Source organism: Pantoea allii, from assembly GCF_002307475.1.
Classification (GTDB): domain Bacteria; phylum Pseudomonadota; class Gammaproteobacteria; order Enterobacterales; family Enterobacteriaceae; genus Pantoea; species Pantoea allii.
Window position 1 is genome coordinate 150,342 of record NZ_NTMH01000022.1, and the last position, 20,352, is coordinate 170,693.

General features: G+C 53.0%; 17 protein-coding genes and 3 tRNA genes. 8 read left to right on the forward strand and 12 right to left on the reverse strand.

What is annotated here, in order from left to right:
• Positions 1-30: 30 nt before the first annotated feature.
• From amiB to nnr, 3 genes are read right to left on the reverse strand one after another with little or no spacing between them, the layout of a single operon-like run.
• A complete protein-coding gene (amiB, locus tag CMR03_RS07920) occupies positions 31-1,707 on the reverse strand; it encodes an N-acetylmuramoyl-L-alanine amidase AmiB (RefSeq protein ID WP_063877416.1) in 1,677 nt (558 codons plus the stop codon).
• A complete protein-coding gene (gene tsaE / locus CMR03_RS07925) occupies positions 1,704-2,180 on the reverse strand; it encodes a tRNA (adenosine(37)-N6)-threonylcarbamoyltransferase complex ATPase subunit type 1 TsaE (RefSeq protein WP_096011250.1) in 477 nt (158 codons plus the stop codon). Before tsaE ends, amiB begins: the two co-directional genes overlap by 4 nt.
• Complete coding sequence (gene nnr, locus CMR03_RS07930; RefSeq protein WP_096011251.1) at positions 2,177-3,697, reverse strand: bifunctional ADP-dependent NAD(P)H-hydrate dehydratase/NAD(P)H-hydrate epimerase; 1,521 nt, start codon at positions 3,695-3,697, stop codon at positions 2,177-2,179. Before nnr ends, tsaE begins: the two co-directional genes overlap by 4 nt.
• Between nnr and queG the strand changes: the two genes are divergently transcribed.
• On the forward strand, positions 3,696-4,835 hold the full coding sequence (gene queG, locus CMR03_RS07935) for a tRNA epoxyqueuosine(34) reductase QueG (protein ID WP_096011252.1): 1,140 nt from the start codon (positions 3,696-3,698) through the stop codon (positions 4,833-4,835). The two genes, nnr and queG, sit on opposite strands and share 2 nt — an antisense overlap.
• 340 nt (positions 4,836-5,175) lie before the next feature.
• Here queG and CMR03_RS07940 read toward each other — a convergent pair.
• The 4 genes from CMR03_RS07940 to orn all read right to left on the reverse strand — a co-directional run bounded on the left by CMR03_RS07940 (position 5,176) and on the right by orn (position 6,156).
• Positions 5,176-5,251, reverse strand: a tRNA-Gly gene (locus CMR03_RS07940).
• A gap of 26 nt (positions 5,252-5,277) precedes the next feature.
• Positions 5,278-5,353: transfer RNA gene (locus tag CMR03_RS07945), tRNA-Gly, on the reverse strand.
• 25 nt (positions 5,354-5,378) lie between these two features.
• A tRNA-Gly gene (locus CMR03_RS07950) sits at positions 5,379-5,454 on the reverse strand.
• 153 nt (positions 5,455-5,607) lie between these two features.
• Positions 5,608-6,156 (reverse strand): oligoribonuclease, encoded by a 549-nt coding sequence (gene orn / locus CMR03_RS07955; protein ID WP_063881043.1) that lies wholly within the window; start codon positions 6,154-6,156, stop codon positions 5,608-5,610.
• Between the two features lie 100 nt (positions 6,157-6,256).
• On the opposite strand from orn, the gene rsgA reads away from it, so the two are divergent.
• The 3 genes from rsgA to mscM all read left to right on the forward strand — a co-directional run bounded on the left by rsgA (position 6,257) and on the right by mscM (position 11,636).
• Positions 6,257-7,306, forward strand: coding sequence for a small ribosomal subunit biogenesis GTPase RsgA (gene rsgA / locus CMR03_RS07960; protein WP_096011253.1), 1,050 nt, complete (start codon positions 6,257-6,259; stop codon positions 7,304-7,306).
• 92 nt (positions 7,307-7,398) lie between these two features.
• On the forward strand, positions 7,399-8,295 hold the full coding sequence (gene asd, locus CMR03_RS07965) for an archaetidylserine decarboxylase (RefSeq protein WP_096011254.1): 897 nt from the start codon (positions 7,399-7,401) through the stop codon (positions 8,293-8,295).
• Between the two features lie 5 nt (positions 8,296-8,300).
• Positions 8,301-11,636 carry a miniconductance mechanosensitive channel MscM gene (gene mscM / locus CMR03_RS07970; protein ID WP_172898037.1) on the forward strand — a complete coding sequence of 1,112 codons (3,336 nt, stop codon included), beginning with the start codon at positions 8,301-8,303 and terminating at the stop codon, positions 11,634-11,636.
• A gap of 50 nt (positions 11,637-11,686) precedes the next feature.
• On the opposite strand, the gene mdh is transcribed toward mscM, so the two are convergent.
• Positions 11,687-12,625, reverse strand: a complete 939-nt coding sequence (gene mdh / locus CMR03_RS07975; RefSeq protein WP_096011255.1) for a malate dehydrogenase — start codon at positions 12,623-12,625, stop codon at positions 11,687-11,689.
• A gap of 552 nt (positions 12,626-13,177) precedes the next feature.
• Between mdh and argR the strand changes: the two genes are divergently transcribed.
• The 4 genes from argR to yhcN (CMR03_RS07995) all read left to right on the forward strand — a co-directional run bounded on the left by argR (position 13,178) and on the right by yhcN (CMR03_RS07995) (position 15,110).
• Positions 13,178-13,648, forward strand: a complete 471-nt coding sequence (gene argR, locus CMR03_RS07980; RefSeq protein ID WP_013027416.1) for a transcriptional regulator ArgR — start codon at positions 13,178-13,180, stop codon at positions 13,646-13,648.
• 493 nt (positions 13,649-14,141) lie between these two features.
• Entirely contained in the window at positions 14,142-14,405 is a 264-nt protein-coding gene (gene yhcN / locus CMR03_RS07985; protein ID WP_063877422.1) for a peroxide/acid stress response protein YhcN, read from the forward strand.
• 75 nt (positions 14,406-14,480) lie between these two features.
• The gene (locus CMR03_RS07990; RefSeq protein WP_063877423.1) at positions 14,481-14,753 is read left to right on the forward strand and encodes a YdgH/BhsA/McbA-like domain containing protein; all 273 of its coding nucleotides are present in this window, start codon (positions 14,481-14,483) and stop codon (positions 14,751-14,753) included.
• A 93-nt stretch (positions 14,754-14,846) separates the two neighbouring features.
• Positions 14,847-15,110, forward strand: a complete 264-nt coding sequence (gene yhcN, locus CMR03_RS07995) for a peroxide/acid stress response protein YhcN (RefSeq protein ID WP_096011256.1) — start codon at positions 14,847-14,849, stop codon at positions 15,108-15,110.
• 243 nt (positions 15,111-15,353) lie between these two features.
• Here the strand turns inward: yhcN (CMR03_RS07995) and CMR03_RS08000 are convergent, their stop codons facing one another.
• From CMR03_RS08000 to aaeB, 4 genes are all read right to left on the reverse strand, one after another.
• A complete protein-coding gene (locus tag CMR03_RS08000) occupies positions 15,354-16,310 on the reverse strand; it encodes an Rpn family recombination-promoting nuclease/putative transposase (RefSeq protein ID WP_096011257.1) in 957 nt (318 codons plus the stop codon).
• A gap of 188 nt (positions 16,311-16,498) precedes the next feature.
• Entirely contained in the window at positions 16,499-16,768 is a 270-nt protein-coding gene (locus CMR03_RS08005) for a barstar family protein (RefSeq protein ID WP_096011258.1), read from the reverse strand.
• A 55-nt stretch (positions 16,769-16,823) separates the two neighbouring features.
• Entirely contained in the window at positions 16,824-18,278 is a 1,455-nt protein-coding gene (locus CMR03_RS08010) for an NAD-dependent succinate-semialdehyde dehydrogenase (protein WP_096011259.1), read from the reverse strand.
• 112 nt (positions 18,279-18,390) lie between these two features.
• Positions 18,391-20,343 (reverse strand): p-hydroxybenzoic acid efflux pump subunit AaeB, encoded by a 1,953-nt coding sequence (gene aaeB / locus CMR03_RS08015; RefSeq protein ID WP_063877428.1) that lies wholly within the window; start codon positions 20,341-20,343, stop codon positions 18,391-18,393.
• Between the last annotated feature and the right edge of the window lie 9 nt (positions 20,344-20,352).

The following is a 20,352-nucleotide window of genomic DNA, read 5'->3' on the forward strand; positions in this document are numbered from 1 at the left end:
GGCAACCCGGCGCAGAGGCCGGGCTAACAATCAGGATGCAGGGATTTTCAGATTCTGACCCAACATCACGTTGGTGGATTTCAGGTTATTCGCCTGGAGAATCGATTTTGGGCTGACGCCATAATGGGCGGCGATACTGCTCAGCGAGTCACCGCGCACCACTTTATGTCGCACCGGACGGCGCGCCACTGGCGAAGCGGGCGCAGTGCGGCTTGCCACGGCACTGGCAGGCACTTTCAACCGCTGACCGACCCAGACCACATCCCGCTTCAGGGTATTCATTTGCCGCAAGGTGGCCATGCTGACGCCATATTTCGCTGCAATCCCTGAGAGCGTTTCGCCGCGCGTCACGGTATGACGCTGAATAGCCCCCGTATACTGCGTCTCGCCGGTCGCCGGATTACTGGCTACGCTGACCGCTGGCGGCGTATCCAGCGGCCGGTTTTCCTCCTTTGGGACCGATTGTAGCGGGTGCGCCAGGAAATAAGCGCGCAGTCCTTTATATATCGACTGAGCAATCTTATCCTGGTGTGCGCTACTGCCGAGCAGTCGCTCCTCCGAGGCATTACTGATAAAACCGGTTTCCACCAGAAGCGAAGGAATATCCGGCGAACGTAACACGCCAAGGCTGGCATGCTCAGGTAAACGCTTGTGTAAGGACGTCACGCCACGCAGTTGCTGTATGACCTTTGTGGCGATGTCGTAGCCGACGCGCTGCGAGTGACCAAACTGCAAATCCAGTACGGCCTGACTCAGGTAAGGATCGGCCTGGCTGTTCGCCAGCAAATCACCGGCTCCACCTAAGAGCTCAGACTGTTTCTCTTTCTGTTCCAGCCAGTTGGCCATTTCACTGTTGGCACGACGGTTGGATAATACCCAGACCGAGGCTCCCGTTGCTGCATGACTCGGTGCCGCATCGGCGTGAATCGACACCAGTACGTTAGCATTTGCTTTACGCGCAACATCCGAGCGGCCCATCACGGAGATAAAGTAGTCGCCATCACGGGTTAAAACGCCTTTAAACATCGGGTCGTCGTTTAACAGCACTTTCAGTTTGCGCGCGATGGCGATGGTGACGTTTTTCTCTTTAAGCCCATGCTGGCCTATCGCCCCAGGGTCCTGACCGCCGTGACCGGCATCAATCGCCACGATCACCGTATCATCCCGGTTGGCCACACCACCCGGACGGGCGGTGCTGTTAGTGTTGGTTACCGTGGTCACCGGATTAGCGTTAAACGGATTGCTGGCGGCGGTTTCCCGCGCACGCGATGGCTGTGCTTCCGTCGTGACAACAGGCGCACTGCGTGTGACGGCAGGACGTTTGCCCTGAATGGTGAAAACCACGCTGTAGTTATTACCATTACGTTGCGTGACGGCACGGGTTTTTCCCGACTGAGTCAGCTCAAAGACCAACCGTATGCTTTGTTTATCTTTCGGGGTACTGGTACGAATGCGCTTAACGATGTTATCGCCACTAAACGTCAGCGGTAAGCCTTTAATGACACCGCTTTGGCGAATATCCAGCACCACGCGATCGGGATTGTGCAATGGAAAATAGGCGTAAATCGGCTGACCGGAAAAACTCAGCGTCACCGTGGCCTGATTTCCACCGTTTGATACCTGAATATCAGACAGATTCGCCGCAAAAAGAGGCCTGGCGATAAGTAGCAATCCTGCCAGTACAAGCATTTTCATCCATGACATCATGCCTGCGCCCTGCCTTGTTCAATCTGTTCAACCCAGCGCTGCCCCAGCGCGGAATGCGCTACCAACTCGGCTTCACGTGCCTCATTGACGTAACGCAGCGTCAGCGCGACATCCGGCGGTGGCAAAATGCCTGCGCCCTGCTGAGGCCATTCGACCAGACAAATAGCGTCATTCGTGAAGTAGTCACGAATGCCCATGAATTCCAGCTCTTCTGGATCGGCAAGGCGATAGAGATCGAAATGATAGACGGAACGCCCCTCCAGAGCATAAGGCTCAACCAGGGTATAGGTCGGGCTTTTCACATTGCCCGCGTGACCGGATGCCTGCAAGAAACCGCGGCTGAATGTGGTCTTCCCCGCGCCGAGGTCGCCATAAAGATAGATCACCGCCGCATTGCCGCAGGCATGCGCCAGTTGAGCACCCAGTTCGAGTGTTGCCGCCTCATTGGGCAAAGGTATAACACAGCTCTTCATGCTTCTTGATTCATCTCTGGATTAACAAACTGCCACAGCAGATCAAATAAGTCTGATGCCAGCATGCCGCGCGTGCCCCGCTGCTCAGCCAACGTATCAGCGGCAGCACCGTGAACAACGCAACCTGCACAGGCAGCATCAAACAGCGCCAATTTTTGTCCCATTAACGAGGCAATAATACCGGTGAGCACATCACCCATACCACCCGATGCCATCCCGGCATTACCCACATCGGCAAAAGCCATTTGCCCGCTTTCACTGGCGATAATCGTGCCCGCACCTTTTAAGACAGCCACACCACCATAGCGTTTCGCCAGATCCCGAGCAGCTTGTAAGCGGTCACTTTCAATTTCGCTGGTTTTGACGCCCAGTAAGCGAGCAGCCTCACCAGGATGCGGCGTTATAATGCGATTCTGACGTTTCTCCGCGCTTATTGCCAGCAAGTTAAGTGCATCTGCATCCCAAAGCATGGGCTTTTCAGTGCTTTTAACCTTTTCGAGTGCCTTTTTGCCCCATTCCCGCTGTCCCAGCCCCGGCCCAATTGCGATAACGTCAGCCCACGCGAGTGCTTCATCCAGTCGCGCCTCGGTTAACGCATCCACCATGATCTCAGGGCGCGCAGTCAGGATGGGGAGAATATTATCTTTGTGAGTAAGTACTCGCACCAATCCACTTCCCGTGCGCAGTGCGGCTTCTGCCGACATCCGAATAGCGCCTGCCGTCCCGCTGTCGCCGCCAATCACCAGCAAACGGCCCTGATCGCCTTTATGGGATGTCGCCTTACGCGGTGTCAGCCAGTGAGACAGGAAACGCGCATCGTAGCGGGCCATGGGCGGCTGCTGTACCGCCAGAAAACCCTGTAATCCCAGGTCGGCAAGGTAAAGCGATCCAATACAGTCACGGGCTTTGCCGGTAAGCTGCCCGGGTTTCAGCGCAATAACGCTTAACGTGTGCGTGGCATTCATGACGCTTCCCGGCGTATTTCCCGTTGCTGCAGACAGGCCGGAAGGAATGTCCACCGCCATCACCGGCGCGGCATGCACGTTTGCCTGGTCTATCAGGGTGGAAAAAGGGTCGCCGGGCGCACGGCTGATTCCCGTCCCCAGTAACGCATCGACGATAATATCGACCTTTTCGGGCCAGACCGCATGAGGCGCATGGATCTCACCGCCCGCTTCAAGCCAGCTGCTTCTGGCGGTTTCTGCTTCTTCGGGCAAGGATTTGCTGCCTTCGCAGGCCAGCAGCGTTACCTGTTTGCCTGCGGCCTGTGCCAGCCTCGCAACGACGTAACCGTCGCCCCCGTTATTGCCGGGTCCACACAAAACCAGCCAGTGCTCTGCATCCGGCCAGTGCGCACGAATATGCTCATAGACCGCCTGACCCGCACGTAACATCAGTTCATACAGGGTGATGCCGAGTGCATCTGCCCCCTCACGCTCAAGTTGCGCCAGTGCCTGCGCAGGCCAGACAGAGTGTGGTAAGCTGTCGGCGTTTCTCTTCGAATTCTGGTTAGTCATGTCATACCCTCTCGATCTTGATCAACTCGCTCAACACATTAAACAGTGGGGACGCGATCTGGGCTTTCAGCAGGTCGGCATTGCCGACACCGATCTCAGCGCTGAAGAGCCGCGCCTGCAGGCCTGGCTGGACAAGCAGTACCATGGCGAGATGGAATGGATGGCACGCCACGGAATGATGCGTGCCCGTCCGCATGAACTGCTACCCGGTACGCTTCGGGTTATCAGCGTTCGCATGAACTATCTGCCTGCCAAAGCCGCTTTCGCCAGCACACTGAAAAATCCCCAGTTAGGTTATGTCAGCCGCTATGCGCTGGGCCGTGATTACCACAAAGTATTGCGCAATCGACTGAAAAAGCTTGGAGAAATGATTCAGGCCCACTGCGGCGAAAGCCATTTTCGGCCGTTTGTTGATTCTGCCCCCCTGCTTGAGCGTCCTCTGGCGGTGAAGGCGGGATTAGGCTGGACTGGCAAGCACTCGCTCATTCTGAACCGGGAAGCGGGCTCATGGTTTTTCCTGGGTGAACTGCTGATTGACCTGCCCCTTCCCGTCGACACACCTCAGGAAGAACAATGTGGACGCTGCGTGGCCTGCATGACCATTTGCCCGACAGGGGCCATTGTCGCGCCCTATACGGTGGACGCCCGACGCTGCATCTCCTATCTGACGATTGAACTTGAAGGTGCCATCCCCGAAGCGTTGCGACCACTAATGGGGCACCGGATTTATGGTTGTGATGACTGCCAGCTCATCTGTCCCTGGAACCGTTATGGACAGTTGACAGATGAAGAGGATTTTTCACCTCGTGCAGCACTGCATGCGCCAGAGCTAACGGCGCTGTTTCAGTGGGATGAAGCCAAATTCCTGCGGATTACTGAAGGCTCTCCCATCCGCCGTATCGGCTATCAGCGCTGGTCACGCAATATTGCGGTGGCGCTGGGCAATGCGCCCTGGAGCACTGAGATCCTCACCGTACTTGAACAGCGACGAGGTGAAAGTGATTTGCTGGATGAGCATATTCAATGGGCTATTACTCAACAACAGGTTAAGCGGAAACGCGATGAGATTGACGTTCAACCCGCGCAGCAGAAAAGGCTGGTCAGGGCTGTTGAGAAGGGATTACCCCGTGATGCTTGATTGCGCAACGTTCGCAAGCTATAGATTTCCACATCCTGTGAATAAAAATAAAAATACCTTGTCATTCAATCGTAATAACACAAGTGACAGAATCAAATAACATAATGAAATATTATTAATTCTTTATATATCATTAAGTTAAATAAAATTTGTGTTATTTTGCAAATAAGGCTAGCGTCTGGCTTAATCCATAAAGCTGTGGATAACTCTGTTTAAAAAAGTTTTACGGAATGGCAAAAGTGGCGTGGACAGTAACCTGCCTGCTGTGGATAACTCTGATTGTCGTGCTGAAGATCTTCATTCAGCCTGTAACACTGAGACGAAGTAAGTGACAAAAAACTGGAGCGGGAAACGAGACTCGAACTCGCGACCCCGACCTTGGCAAGGTCGTGCTCTACCAACTGAGCTATTCCCGCATAGAAGGGCACTACTAAACACATTTTGGAGCGGGAAACGAGACTCGAACTCGCGACCCCGACCTTGGCAAGGTCGTGCTCTACCAACTGAGCTATTCCCGCATAGAGGGTACTGCTAAACATAATTTGGAGCGGGAAACGAGACTCGAACTCGCGACCCCGACCTTGGCAAGGTCGTGCTCTACCAACTGAGCTATTCCCGCGCCTTGTACCGTAATAAATTCTTCACCGGTACGGGGTGCGCATTATACGAGAAATCGCTGCTGCTGCAAGATGCTTACAGCAAAATTTTGCGCTTTTGATGCGTTTGCTGATAATTGCAGCAACCTGGCGATTTCCTGCGCACCCTTTGCGGTTTAAAGCTGCAAAAAGTGTTGGCGGTAGTACGCCAGCTCGGCAACAGACTCGCGAATATCATCTAAAGCCTGGTGCGATCCGCTCTTTTTGAAACCCGGAAGAATGTCTGGCTTCCAGCGACGAGCCAGTTCTTTCAGCGTGCTGACATCCAGATAACGGTAATGGAAATAGGCTTCCAGCTCCGGCATGTACTTAAACAGGAAACGGCGATCCTGCCCAATGCTGTTGCCGCAAATCGGGGACGTATTGGCTGGCACCCACTGCTGCAGGAATTCGATGGTCGCCTTTTCTGCTGCGCGATCGTCAATCTTGCTGGCCTTCACTCGTTCCACTAAACCGCTATGAGTATGTGTACGGACGTTCCATTCGTCCATCAAGCCCAGCTGCGCATCTGACTGATGAACCGCCATGACCGGACCTTCTGCCAGAATGTTAAGGTCGGCGTCGGTAACGATAGTGGCAATCTCAATAATGCGATCGCGTTCCGGATCGAGTCCGGTCATTTCAAGGTCAATCCAAATTAGATTATTTTCGTTTCCAGTTGCCATGCTGTTACCTGTGGTTGCTGAGTCGTCATTCATCGTGAATAAGGTGTATCATAGACGTTTTGCCCCCCAGGGCGAAATCCAGCTAAACCAGTGAGGGTGAGTGAGTAAAAATAAACTGTCGAAAGGTCAACAACGTCGCGTCAGCGCTAACCACGATCGCCGTTTAAACCAGCGCAAAATGCGCCCGGAAGCGGACGATAATATGTTCGGGCAGGACGCAGAAGGCGTGGTGGTCAGCCGATTTGGCATGCATGCCGATGTCGAGGACAGTGCAGGCCTGACGCACCGTTGTAATATTCGCCGCACGATCCGCTCACTGGTCACAGGCGATCGCGTGGTGTGGCGTCCCGCGTTAAACGGCGGCAAAGGTATTGTTGAGGCTGTGCATGAGCGTACCAGCGTTCTGACGCGTCCCGACTTCTATGACGGCGTGAAACCCATTGCCGCGAACATCGATCAAATTATTATCGTGTCAGCCATTCTGCCAGAGCTGTCATTGAACATTATCGATCGCTACCTGGTGGCCAGCGAAACGCTGGATATTGAGCCCCTGCTGGTGCTGAACAAAATCGATCTGCTGGATGACAACGCGCGTGCATTGGTTGATGAGCAGATGGAGATTTACCGCAAGATTGGTTATCGCGTCTTGATGGTTTCCAGCCATGCGAAAGATGGCCTGAATGCGCTGCAGAATGCGTTGACTGACCGGATAAGCATCTTTGCGGGTCAGTCTGGCGTAGGCAAATCCAGTCTGCTGAATGCCCTGCTCGGCTTCGACCAACAGAAAGACACGGCCATTCTGACTAACGACGTTTCTGACGTATCCGGGCTGGGTCAACACACGACCACCGCATCCCGGCTTTATCATTTTCCAGAAGGCGGGGACGTTATTGATTCTCCCGGCGTACGTGAGTTTGGTTTGTGGCATCTTGAGCCGGAACAAATCACGCGTGGATTTGTCGAATTCCGTGCATTCTTAGGTGATTGTAAGTTTCGTGACTGCAAACATGACACCGATCCGGGCTGTGCGATTCGTGAAGCCGTTGAAAACGGAAAAATCGATCAATCTCGCTTCTATAACTACCACCGTATTCTGGAAAGCATGGCACAAATGAAAAGCCGGAAAAACTTCGCTGAGAGTGAAGATTAAGGCCCGTAACGACGTATTCGCCATCTGACTGGGGCGCTGTTACAATCCGCTCCCTTTTTGTCAATGTTATGAAAGATAGCCAGGAGGCTAGGGTGTTTGATCGTTTTAAACTCGGCTTGAATCACATTCTCCCAAAAAAATGGCTGACTGAACTTGCAGGTTGGGGAGCAAGCCGTCGCGGCGGCTGGCTGACAAAACTGGTCATTGATGGTTTTGTCTGGTACTACAACGTCGATATGGCGGAAGCGCGTAAACCTGATACAGCCAGTTACCGCACCTTTAACGATTTTTTTGTGCGCCCGTTGAAAGACGATGCACGCCCGATCGATACCGATGCCAGCCTGATCGTCCTGCCTGCTGATGGCGCAATAAGCCAGCTCGGATGTATTGAAGGCGACCAGATTTTCCAGGCGAAAGGCCACTATTACACGATTGATGCCCTGCTGGCCGGTAATGAGCAAATGGCCGCCCAGTTTCGTGATGGCGCATTCGCCACCACCTATCTGGCCCCGCGCGATTATCACCGCGTACACATGCCATGTAACGGTATCCTGCGGGAAATGATCTACGTGCCCGGCGATCTTTACTCCGTTAATCCGCTGACCGCGCGCAATATCCCTAATCTCTTTGCCCGTAACGAGCGCGTAATTTGTTACTTTGAGACCGATATGGGACCTATGGTGCAAATTCTGGTGGGTGCCACCATTGTCGGCAGCATTGAAACGGTTTGGGCGGGCACAGTGACGCCGCCACGCGAAGGGATTATCAAACGCTGGCATTACCCGGCAGCCGATCATGACGGTGCCGTCGTATTACTTAAAGGTCAGGAAATGGGCCGCTTCAAACTGGGTTCAACCGTTATCAATCTGTTTGCGCCTGGCAGGATCAAACTGGCAGAAAGCCTTGAGGCCGAAACTAAAGTTCGGTTGGGCCAGCCTATGGCGATCGCCCTTCCACTGACGACTACCGCGCCTGACGCTGTCGAGTAGAACCTATGTTCGTGCGTTCGATCTTTTGTCTGCTGCTGAGCCTCTGGCTCAGCACCGCCACGCTAGCCGCCACTCTGCCTGATGCCAGCCAACTCAAACAGCAGTTGGAAGAGGTCAAAGCAGCGAAAAATTCCGCCGCGCAAACCGAGCAAATCCAGTCGCTGGAGGCCGCCCTGGCCTCGCTTTCTGAACGCGATGATGCTATCGAACGCGCGCAACAGTACCAGCAGGTTATTGATGACTTCCCGCGCCTTGCCCGTGAGCTGAGGCAGCAGATCGCCACGCTTAACGACAACGCTAAGAGCGTGCGCAGCACCATGAGCAGCGCGGAGCTGGAACAAGAGATCCTGCAAATCAGCAGTCAGTTGATCGAAGAAGGACGCCAGGCGCAGCAGGAGCAGGACCGCGCCAGGGAGATCAGTGACTCCTTGTCGCAGCTGCCGCAGCAGCAAACAGAAGCGCGCCGTGCGTTAACCGAGAGTGAGCGGCGCTTACAAAGCGCGGGCAGCGCTGCCACACCGGCCGGTCAGGCCCAGCTAATGGCACGCCAGGCAGAAAATGCCGCGAACAAAGCCAAAGTGGATGAGTATGAGCTGGCGCAGCTGTCAGCAAATAATCGTCAGGAGCTGGCTCGCATGCGCGCCGAAGTGCATCAGCGCAAAGTGACCCAGCTCGATAATTATCTGCAGGCTTTGCGTAATCAGTTGAACGAGCAACGTCAGCGCGAGGCGGAAACCGCGCTGGCACGGACGGAACAGCTGGCGGAAAACAGCGGCGATTTACCGCCCGCGATTAGCGAGCAGTTTCGTGTTAACCGCGATTTATCTGGTGCGCTGAACCAGCAGGCGCAGCGCATGGATCTGGTCGCGTCGCAACAGCGCCTCGCGACGAATCAAATTATCCAGGTACGTCAGGCGCTGTCGACGTTACGGGAGCAGTCTCAATGGCTGGGCGCCTCTAACTTACTCGGTGATGCGCTTCGCGCGCAGGTTGCGCGTTTACCTGATATGCCGAAGTCGCAGCAGATCGACAATGAAATGGCACAGCTGCGCGTCCAGCGCCTGCATTATGAAGATCTGCTTGAACGTCAGAACGCACTGCGTAAAGCGCATCAGGCAGACGGGCAACCTTTTACCAGTGACCAAAAGCGTATTCTGGATGCACAGCTAAAAACGCAACGAGAACTGCTGAATTCCCTGATTTCTGGCTGCGATACGCTGATTCTGGAAATCACCAAACTCAAGGTTGCCAATACTCAGCTTCAGGATGCGTTAACCGAAGTTAAAGATGCCACGCATCGCTATCTATTCTGGACGGCTGATGTTAGCCCTATTTCATTAAGCTATCCTCTGGACGTGGCGAAAGGCCTGTCCCATTTGCTGACCCTGGATACGCTGGGGCAGCTTGGCAAAGCCCTGGCGATGATGTTTACCAGTCGCAGCACCGTCTTACCCATTCTGGGTGCAGTGCTGCTGGTCGGTTTTAGCCTTAGCACACGTCGTCACTTCAATGCTTTTCTTGAGCGCTCAGCCAGCAAGGTCGGCAAGGTCACTCAGGATCGCTTCCGCCTGACCATCCGAACCGTGTTCTGGTCGATTCTGGTGGCGCTTCCGCTTCCCGTGCTTTGGGCAACCCTGGGATACGGCCTGCAAAATGCCTGGCCCTATCCTGTCGCTGTGGCCATTGGCGATGGCATCACAGCTACCCTGCCTCTGCTGTGGATATTCATGGTCAGCGCCCAGTTTGCCCGTTCTAACGGCCTGTTTATCGTGCACTTCCGCTGGCCGCAGGTGCGCGTGGCACGCGCGATGCGCTACTACTCATTGAGTATTGGCCTGATCGTGCCCTTGATCATGCTGCTGATAACTTTTGACAACCTTGACGATCGCCTGTTTTCAGCAACGCTTGGCCGGCTGTGTTTTATTTTAATCTGCGGTGCCCTGAGTATTGTCACGGTGAGCCTGAAGCGAGCGGGTATTCCGCTTTACCTTGATAAAGAAGGTAACGGCGAAAATATGATTAACCGCCTGCTGTGGAATATCATGATCGCCATTCCGTTGCTGGCGGCGCTGGCCTCAATGATTGGCTACCTTGAAACGGCTCAGGCGCTGCTGGCGCGTCTGGAAACCTCCGTGGCAATCTGGTTTTTCCTGCTGGTTATTTACCATATCATCCGCCGCTGGATGCTGATTCAACGGCGCAGGTTGGGTTTCGATCGCGCACGTCAGCGTCGGGCCGACATGCTGGCCAACCGCGCACGTAATGAAGAAGAAAAAGATCAGGCGCAAAACACTGACGTCATTGAAATTGAAGAGCCCGTGATCGATTTAGATGCAATCAGCGCCCAGTCACTGCGTCTGGTGCGTTCGATTCTGACGCTAATTGCACTGGTCTCATTTATTGTCCTGTGGTCAGAAATCCATTCTGCGTTTGGTTTCCTTGAGAATATCCGCTTATGGGATGTGAACACCTCCGTACAGGGCGTGGAAAGCATTCAACCTATTACGTTGGGTGCCGTCCTGATCGCCATTCTGGTGTTCGTGATTACTACGCAGTTGGTGCGTAATATGCCCGCCCTGCTTGAGCTGGCGCTGTTGCAGCATCTTGATTTGTCGCCAGGCACAGGTTATGCCATCACCACACTGACTAAATATCTGTTGTTGCTGATTGGTGGCTTGCTGGGCTTCTCATTGATTGGGATTGAATGGTCGAAGCTACAATGGCTGGTGACCGGCCTGGGTGTTGGCCTGGGATTTGGCCTGCAGGAGATTTTTGCAAATTTTATCTCCGGTCTGATTATCCTGTTTGAAAAACCCATTCGTATCGGCGATACCGTCACTATTCGCGATCTGACTGGCAGTATTACGCGCATTAACACCCGTGCCACCACAATTACCGACTGGGATCGCAAAGAGATTATTGTGCCCAATAAGGCCTTTATCACAGAACAGTTCGTTAACTGGTCGCTGTCAGACTCCGTCACCCGCGTGGTGCTGACCATCCCTGCGCCTGCGCAGGTAAGCAGCGAGGAGGTGACTACCTTGCTGAAACTGGCGGCTGAACGTTGCAGCTATGTCCTGGATACACCACCGCCGGAAGTCTTCCTGGTGGATTTGCAACAGGGCATACAGTTGTTTGAACTGCGTGTGCATGCGGCCGAGATGGGCCATCGCATGCCGCTTCGCCATGAATTACATCAGCTTATCCTGCATGGCTTTGCCGAACATGGCATTGAAATGCCGTTCCCACCGTTCCAGATGCGTGTCGAAACCTTAAGCAGAAAAAGCGCTGCCGGGACGGGGGCACCAACAACACGGACCTTCAGATCAGGCGGGCTGTAAAATAAAAAACGCCCGGTCAGACCGGGCGTTTTCCTGTTCGGGCGGTAATATTATTGCTTCACAAACGCTTCGCCCTGGGCGATATCTTTTTTCAGGGTTTCCAACATGCCTTCCAGCGCCTGCTGCTCAAACGGACTCAGCGCACCGATAGCTTTATGCTCCGCGATACCGTTCTTACCCAACAGCAGCGGTTGCGAGAAGAAACGGGCATGCTCACCCTCGCCTTCAACGTAGGCACACTCCACAACATTCGCTTCGCCGTTTAAAGCACGGACCAGTGACAGACCAAAACGTGCGGCGGCCTGCCCCATAGATAACGTTGCTGAACCCCCGCCGGCCTTCGCTTCCACCACTTCTGTACCGGCATTCTGGATACGTTTGGTGAGATCTGCGACTTCCTGCTCGCTGAAGGTGACGCCAGGAACCTGAGACAGTAACGGCAGAATAGTGACACCAGAGTGCCCACCGATCACCGGGACTTCTACTTCGCCAGGTTTTTTACCTTTGAGTTCAGCCACAAAGGTGTTGGCGCGAATAATGTCCAGCGTCGTTACGCCAAACAGACGATTCTTGTCATAAACACCGTGTTTCTTCAGCACCTCAGCCGCAATCGCCACTGTGGTGTTAACAGGGTTGGTGATCACCCCAATCAACGCTTTAGGTGCCGTAGTGGCAACCTGCTCAATGAGATTACGCACAATGCCGGCATTGACGTTAAACAGATCGGCGCGATCCATACCGGGTTTGCGTGCAACCCCGGCGGAGATAAGCACGACATCAGCACCTTTTAAAGCGGGGGTGGCATCTTCTCCACTGAAACCCTTGACCTTAACCGCGGTAGGAATGTGGCTAAGATCGACCGCAACGCCCGGTGTAACGGGAGCAATGTCGTAGAGAGAAAGTTCTGAACCTGCGGGAAGCTGGGTTTTGAGTAGAAGTGCTAGCGCCTGGCCTATGCCACCAGCGGCACCGAGTACGGCAACTTTCATTCATAACTCCTTATTAAGATGGGGCAGAGAAAAGCAGAAATTCCATCTGTGTCAGACCTAAATCAACTGCTCAGGCGATGACGCGCATCCGCGACTATTTTACGTGCTTACGCACTTAATCTCCGGATTAAAAACGCACGTAATCATCTCACTATCTTCCTCACGCCGGATTGCAGTCAGATGGCAGACCTGTTCGTCCCGTCAGCATTACCTTGGGTAAGTGACATTCACAAATGCAGCCTTTCCACCCGGTAACCCTCCAGAGTGTGATCGATATAACCTGAGACCGACAATCTTGACGTCGGCAGACAGAGAACGGCAGTGTACATTTTTATTTTCTTACCTCATCAATAATATAACACCTTTGCAACCTTTGCCTTTTCAGGCTGTGAGCTGGGTTTTGGTCTGAGTAAATTCTTTGCTATTATCGCCGCCCGCGATGGATACCGCTTCGTACAATTAACAACCGATTGCATAAAAATTCATTTATATGCATAATAATGACTTTACTGCGACCCGAACCGCGGTTTTTCTTACGTTTACTGGTAACTTATGCGAAACCCATCGAAACAAGACGATCTGATCAAAGCCTTCAAGGCTTTATTAAAAGAAGAAAAATTCAGTTCTCAGGGCGAAATTGTTCAGGCGCTGCAGGAAGACGGCTTTGAGAACATCAACCAGTCTAAAGTTTCTCGGATGCTGACAAAGTTTGGCGCGGTGCGCACCCGCAATGCCAAAATGGAAATGGTGTACTGTTTACCCGCCGAACTCGGGGTGCCTACCACGACCAGCCCTCTGAAGAATCTGGTTCTGGACATTGACTACAATGACGCGCTGGTGGTGATCCATACCAGTCCTGGTGCCGCACAGTTGATTGCTCGCCTGCTGGATTCTCTGGGTAAGTCCGAAGGTATCCTTGGCACCATTGCTGGTGATGACACTATCTTTATTACCCCAGCACGCGCCTTTACCGTCAAACAACTTCACGACGCGATCCTTGTGCTGTTTGAACAAGAGTTGTAGTCGTTACGCCTGACCGGCAGCACACTGCCGGTTTACCCTGCCCTTTCTCTTTCATCCCTTCTCCAGACCATCGCTCGCCAAATACATTACTTTTCAATGAATTAACATTAAGCCGTGATGCTTTCAGAACAAGAAATATTGGTCATACCTTTTATGCCACTTACCATTACGCGCTATTTTACACTGCTTTACATTCAAATAGTGGCGCTATCACCCAGACCAAAATAGTTAAGCAGCCAGATCGACCATGATTTTTCGCACTAAAAGTTAAAGTCACGCATCTTACTGTTTTTATGCGTAATTACCTGCCTGAGATAGGTTTTTCACCAATTTTAATAACTTTTGGTTATAAAAAAATCCCATAAGGTTAAATTGAGTCAACAAAACATTATTAGGCAGGTATTAATTTCTTCCGTTATTAGTCCTATACTTACTTTCGTGATGTGAATCACACTAATAAAAAAGAAGAACAACCACGACGAGGACATCTTTTATGAAAATTAAAACTACCATCGCTGCCTTAAGCATTTTATCTGCCCTGTCATTCGGCGCTTCAGCAGCAGATTATATCTCTGCTTCGCAAGCACAGAATCTGCAATCTGTCGGCACAGTCAGTGTCAGTGGTGTGGCCGGTGCGCCATCCGATATCAGACAGCAACTGAGCGATAAAGCCGATCAGCAAGGTGCAAAAGCCTTCCGTGTTATTGAGGCCTACAACGATGGCAACTATCACGCGACCGCTGAGCTGTACAAATAAAATCGTTGGTACTGACAGGTAACCAGCTGCTATCCACGCGTTCGCTGGTTAAACATTATTACCGGAGAATGAATCATGAAAACCCAATTAACGATTGCCGCGCTGAGCCTGGCTTCACTGCTCTCTTTTGGTGCTAACGCCGCCAGCATGGTAACGAATCAACAGGCGCAGGATATGAACCTGCAGCCGCTGAATCAAACAATTAGCGTGAGTGGTATCAACGGCGACCAGACCAATATTCGCCAGGTACTGTCGCAGAAAGCCGATGCACAAGGTGCAGGCCACTACCGCGTCATTGAGAACAACCGTGACGATACCTTCCACGTCACCGCTGAACTGTACAAATAAGCTATCCGCGGCCAGGCGGCCGCCCCTGACAAGATCGACGACCCGCTCTATGTTATTCATTCCGCAGGTTGTTGATATAAATGAGGAAAAATCATGAAAATCAAAGCAACCATCACAACTGTTAGTCTGCTCTCCGTAATGACTTTTGGCGCTTCCGCAGCGCAACTCGTGACAGCAGACCAAACGCAGAACTTGCAACCTGTGGGAACCGTAAGCATCAGTGGCGTTGCAGGTGCCCCTGTCGACTACCGTTCACAGCTGTCTCAGAAGGCAGATGAACAAGGTGCCAGCGCTTATAAAATTATCGAAGCGAACACCGGTGACAGCTATCACATCACCGCGCAGCTGTATAAATAGTTCCTCGTCTTAAGTATGACGAACCCTTTAGCCCCGCTCGCCGGGGCTTTTTTTATGTCCGTCAAACAGAGAAAGTCCGGCATTTGTCACGATCATGCCGGGAACACGAAGCCGTTCTGGCAGCATAAAAGGGGTTATCGCGGTGTTCAGGGATGTCAGTAGGCAGATATCGCGAGGCGGTGGCGGAAAGCCGTTCATGACCGCCGATAGGCTCAGTACGCCAGCGGCTAACAGAGAGAAACGTTAGTGAGAAAGCTGTGTCAGATCCTCATCGGACAGCCCTGTCATTGTGATAACGGTGCTGCGATCGAGTCCACTTTTCAGCATGGTGTGAGCGATTTTAAGTGCGGCGGCACGTTCACCCTCACTGCGTCCTTTCTCAAGACCACGTTGTTCACCGAGCTGAATACCTTGCTCGAGGCCTTTCTCAATGCCTTTCTGCTCAAGTTGCTGGGCAATGGTCATTAGTGCGTCCCCGTGTTGCGGCACTCGCTGTGCCAAATTACGTAAAAAAGCGTCGGCATCAGACGCTTCGCCCGCCTGCACGATATAGTGTACCAACGATATAACCTGTGATGAAGAAAGATATCCGGTGAGTAAAACAGGGGCCAGTTTATCAATCAGCTCAGCCAGATCGCGTTGATGGATATGCTTCTGCAGTAATGTCAGCGCGGCCATGCTGCGATGACCGACAATATCATCATCCGGTATGACGGTAACATCCACCAGCGGGAAGGCGCTACCGTACAGCTTAGCGGCGAGCGCAGGCGTTGTGAATTCGTCCAGCCATCGGGTACTGAAAGGGTAAGGACTACGTTTACCACTGTAGAATAAAACCGGTATCACGAGTGGGATCGTTTTATATCCCGCATCAAGATGGCGCTGCATGGCCGCTATTGCATAGCGCATCATCCTGAATGCCATATGCCTGTCCGGAGAAGACTGATGTTCAATCAGCACATGGATATATCCCTCATCGCGGCGCGTGGTTTTTAAGCTGTAAAGCACATCACTAAAATACTGACGTAGATCCTCTTCAACAAAAGATCCTGACTCCAGCTTCAGCGTGCTCAGATCGCAAATAGCGAGAAACTCCGCTGGAAGATGCAGTTCCATAAAATCACGCGCGATGGCGGGCTGAGACAGAAACTGCCGGAATGTCGCATCGTGGGGCGTGAGTGGGCTTTTTTTTCTTTTCATTTAACCTGACCAGACCATAACGGGCGCAGGTTATCACGCTCTAAAAATTTGAAGAGAAACCAAACAAGAGGTTGCGAGGGCTGTCGAGAAATGTCGATTTTCTGCCGTAGCTGCACGCTTCCGGCGACCGGTTAACCCACCGAACGCTGAGGATGTCTTAACGTGGTGACATGCTATCGAGCGATAGGTTATACGACGTTAAACTGGAGCTGTCCTTCCAGCTCTTCTTCAGCCTCGTCGAACAACAGAATTAAAGCGCCATAGCGGCGTTTTTGCCCCTGGCCAAGATTCACAAATTCAATTTTTAACGGCATGGGTAGCCCCTGGCTGACAATGACGTCCCAGAGCCCATCGAGATCGCAGATAAACCGCGCTTTCAGGGCGAAGCGATCGCAGAACTGGCGTAAGAAATGGGCCTGATCGACAATCTCATTAAAATCAAAACGCTCGACTCTCATACTGACGACTCCCGTTATCCGGCTCTGGGCGACCTGAGGCCGCCCGGATATTCATCTAGCTTAAACCGCCGAGGTGCAGCGCTTTGACCTCCAGGTACTCATCCATCCCCAGCACCGATCCTTCACGTCCCAGGCCCGATTCTTTCACGCCGCCAAAGGGTGCCAGCTCTGTCGAGACAGCACATTCATTAATGCCAATCATTCCGCTCTCCAGCGCCGAAGATACCCGGAATACACGCTGCAGGTTTTGCGTGTAAAAATAGGCCGCCAGGCCATATTCAGTCTGGTTGGCGCGACGGATCACCTCTTCTTCATCATCAAAGCGGAAGCAGGCTGCCACTGGGCCAAACGTTTCTTCCTGGGCCAGCTTCATCCCTTCATGTGCATCGCCGATGACGGTGGGTTGCCAGAAGTTTCCTCCCAGCGCATGTCCCTTGCCGCCAGCCAGCACCTTGCCGCCCTGAGCCACCGCATCCTTGACATGCTCTTCAACTTTTTCCAGTGCTGAGGTTTCAATCAACGGACCGACAATCACACCGTCCTCCATCCCGTTTCCGACCTTGAGCTTGTCCACTTCTGCTGCAAGCTGAGTGGTAAAACGTTCGTAGACCGCACTGTGGATGAAAAAACGGTTAACGCTGACGCAAACCTGACCGGCATTACGGAATTTGTTAGCAATGGCGCCCTGCACGGCCGCATCAATATCCGCATCCTCAAACACGATATAGGGTGCGTTGCCGCCCAGCTCCATCGAGACTTTTTTCATCGTCTCTGCAGCGTTACGCATGAGCGTTTTCCCTACCGCCGTTGAACCGGTAAAGGAAATTTTACGGACGGCCTTGCTGGCCATAATGGCATCGCTAATGGCATGTGTGTCGCCAGCCACCCCATTAAGCACGCCATCAGGGATACCGGCTTTTTTTGCCAGCGCCAGTAAGGCAAATGCGGAAAGCGGCGTGTTATTCGCAGGTTTAATAATGCCTGTGCATCCTGCTGCCAGCGCGGGACCTAACTTACGTGTCAGCATCGCCATCGGGAAATTCCATGGCGTGATAGCGGCGACTACGCCGACCGGCTCACGGGTTGCCAGAATACGCGACCCCGCTTTGGCGGGCGGAATAATTTCACCATTGGCGCGTTTAGCCTGCTCGGCAAACCACTGAATAAAGCTCGCCGCGTATTCCACTTCGCCCTCTGCTTCCTTGAGCGGCTTACCTTGCTCCGTTGTCATCAGCTCAGCCAGCCAGCGTTTATTTTCAATGATCAACCTGTACCAGCGGTAAAGCAGTTCTGAACGCGCCTTCGCGGTCTGTGCACGCCATGCTGGAAAGGCCTCTTGTGCCGCCTTAATCGCTGCTTCCGTTTCGGTTTTACCCGCTTTGGCTACCTGAGCCACGCGCTCACCGGTGGCAGGGTTGGTCACGTCAAAGGTGGACGCCGTTTGCAGCCACTGACCGTTTACCAGATAGCCCGTCTGGAACAGTTCGCTGTCTTGCAGTGGAGAATGCATTGGGTTGCTCCTGTCAGTTTTGTCTTCTGTCAGGAAAGTATAGATGGCAAAAATGACAGGTCAGGTAACAGGGGGCAGCATCATGGCCGCCAGCACCTGTGGCAGCCATAATTCAGATTTGGACGAGCGTGTTTTGATATTTTGTCAGCATCTCAGCCAGCCGCTTCACCGGCTCGGTCACGCTGTCCGGCGCGTCATAGTGCGCCAGCTTATGCTGATAGACATCCAACTCTTTGAGTAACCGTTCAAAATAATAACGTCGCTTTTCATCACTGCGCACCGAGATAACCCGATCGGCAGTGTGCCGTAACTGGCGGTGATAGGCGGATAAATCGGCGTTAACCGGCACATCTGCAGCGCGCAGGCGTTGATGACCAATAATTAAGGTCAGCGCAATGCGATATTTATCAATATCCCCAGGGAACAGGTTAAGCAGCAAAAAGAGCTGCTGATAGAGCGCCGGAAGATGATTTTCACGGCGGCGAGCCTGGTTTGTCGTCATCGCCGAAACCGCCGCATACATGAAGCGGTTAAGCAGTTTACGTCCCGTGCGCGCTTTGGATTTATCCCGAATTAACAGGATGACCATCAACGCAACAAAACTGCCTATCCACTGTCCCAGTGCACTGTCGATGAACACGGTGAAGTTGAACTGCATCGGATTATCCAGCACCAGGACGTTAATTGTGCCGACCATGGCACCGAGTGTTCCGATCTGTCGGCGCTGAATTAACATGCCTGAAATAAACCCTAACAGGCCAATGGCAATGCACAGCAGCGTGGCGCTTTGTTGGGTATTGGGCAAAATATACATAAAATAGAGCGCCCCCAGCGGCACAGCCACCGTCATACCGTAAACAAAGTCTTTGGCCATCATCAGCGGATTGGGCATCCGCATCGCCAGTGCCGTAATCACACCCAGCATAACCATGCAGCCGCTTCCTGAGGTCCAGCCAGTATACAGCCAGAACAACGAACCGAGGGCGGTGGCCACGAAGGTGCGAATACCGTTAATCATCGCATGATGGGTTTCCGCAGAACGCGCCTGGATCACCACCTCGCGCTGAAGAATACGCTCTTCCAGGTCGGTAATACGGCCATTGCTTTTGATGCCGTTAATCAGCAGCTGATATTCCGTTGCGGCCTCAACCCAGCTTTCCAGCGTCTCTGGTGCCGTTTTACTGCCGGCGGCGATTAACCGTCGCAGCGTTTTCATACGCTTGTGTACAGCTTCTGCCGTGGCGGCTTCTTTTCCGGTCAGCACGCGATACTGAGTAGGAATGTAGTCAGGCCTTGAGTTTTGGATTAAGAACGTTTCGGCGGCCTGAGTAATCAGCGTCAATGACAGAGTATTCAGCATTTGCAGCCGGCGGCTGGTATTCTGCCAGCGCGAAGACTCCATCATTAACTGACTGCGCATGCTGCTGAGCGCCGTGGTACGCCGCACCAACGCACCCCAGGCTTTATCGACTTCTTCTTTGTCCTCATGCGCGACACACAGTTGTAGCAACCTGTAATGCGCCACCAGCAGCGACTCGACTTCGGCATCAATCACTTTCTTAATCGAACGTGGCGAGAAAATCATATCGGCCAGAATGGCGCACAGAATCCCCAATATGATTTCGCTACAGCGTTCCACGGCATATTGCGGGACCAGCGTCAGTCCACTATTGGCATTTGCCGTGACGACAATGATTAATGCGGTGTAGCCTGCCAGCCCGAGCGCATAGGAATTCTCTACCTTAATCAGTGAAGACAGCCATACGCACAAACCCGCCCAGATACAACATAGCAGCAGCATAACGACCGGCGCGCGTACGGTCGCAATCATGATGACCAGCGCGGCGATACAACCGATAAACGTCCCGATGATACGAAGAATACCGCGATAGCGTAATGCACCGGAATAGGGATCGCCGCCTGCCGCAAACGCCGTTCCGCCCGCCACAATCCCCGCAGTCATGACCGCCCAGCGGGGGGTTTCAAGGTTAAGATGAAAGCCGATCATCAGCGCGGCAACCAGCGCAAAGGTCAGCTTTATCGGGAAACGCAGGAACTCAATCATATCGCCCTC

Bases quoted from the DNA above. Each gene is read 5' to 3' on its own strand.
- aaeB (WP_063877428.1), bottom strand. From the start codon at position 20,343: ATGATTGAGTTCCTGCGTTTCCCGATAAAGCTGACCTTTGCGCTGGTT.
- mdh (WP_096011255.1), bottom strand. From the start codon at position 12,625: ATGAAAGTTGCCGTACTCGGTGCCGCTGGTGGCATAGGCCAGGCGCTA.
- amiB (WP_063877416.1), bottom strand. From the start codon at position 1,707: ATGATGTCATGGATGAAAATGCTTGTACTGGCAGGATTGCTACTTATC.
- CMR03_RS08010 (WP_096011259.1), bottom strand. From the start codon at position 18,278: ATGCATTCTCCACTGCAAGACAGCGAACTGTTCCAGACGGGCTATCTG.
- nnr (WP_096011251.1), bottom strand. From the start codon at position 3,697: ATGACTAACCAGAATTCGAAGAGAAACGCCGACAGCTTACCACACTCT.
- yhcN (WP_096011256.1), top strand. From the start codon at position 14,847: ATGAAAATCAAAGCAACCATCACAACTGTTAGTCTGCTCTCCGTAATG.
- tsaE (WP_096011250.1), bottom strand. From the start codon at position 2,180: ATGAAGAGCTGTGTTATACCTTTGCCCAATGAGGCGGCAACACTCGAA.
- CMR03_RS07990 (WP_063877423.1), top strand. From the start codon at position 14,481: ATGAAAACCCAATTAACGATTGCCGCGCTGAGCCTGGCTTCACTGCTC.
- orn (WP_063881043.1), bottom strand. From the start codon at position 6,156: ATGGCAACTGGAAACGAAAATAATCTAATTTGGATTGACCTTGAAATG.
- CMR03_RS08005 (WP_096011258.1), bottom strand. From the start codon at position 16,768: ATGAGAGTCGAGCGTTTTGATTTTAATGAGATTGTCGATCAGGCCCAT.
- mscM (WP_172898037.1), top strand. From the start codon at position 8,301: ATGTTCGTGCGTTCGATCTTTTGTCTGCTGCTGAGCCTCTGGCTCAGC.
- yhcN (WP_063877422.1), top strand. From the start codon at position 14,142: ATGAAAATTAAAACTACCATCGCTGCCTTAAGCATTTTATCTGCCCTG.
- CMR03_RS08000 (WP_096011257.1), bottom strand. From the start codon at position 16,310: ATGAAAAGAAAAAAAAGCCCACTCACGCCCCACGATGCGACATTCCGG.
- argR (WP_013027416.1), top strand. From the start codon at position 13,178: ATGCGAAACCCATCGAAACAAGACGATCTGATCAAAGCCTTCAAGGCT.
- queG (WP_096011252.1), top strand. From the start codon at position 3,696: ATGTCATACCCTCTCGATCTTGATCAACTCGCTCAACACATTAAACAG.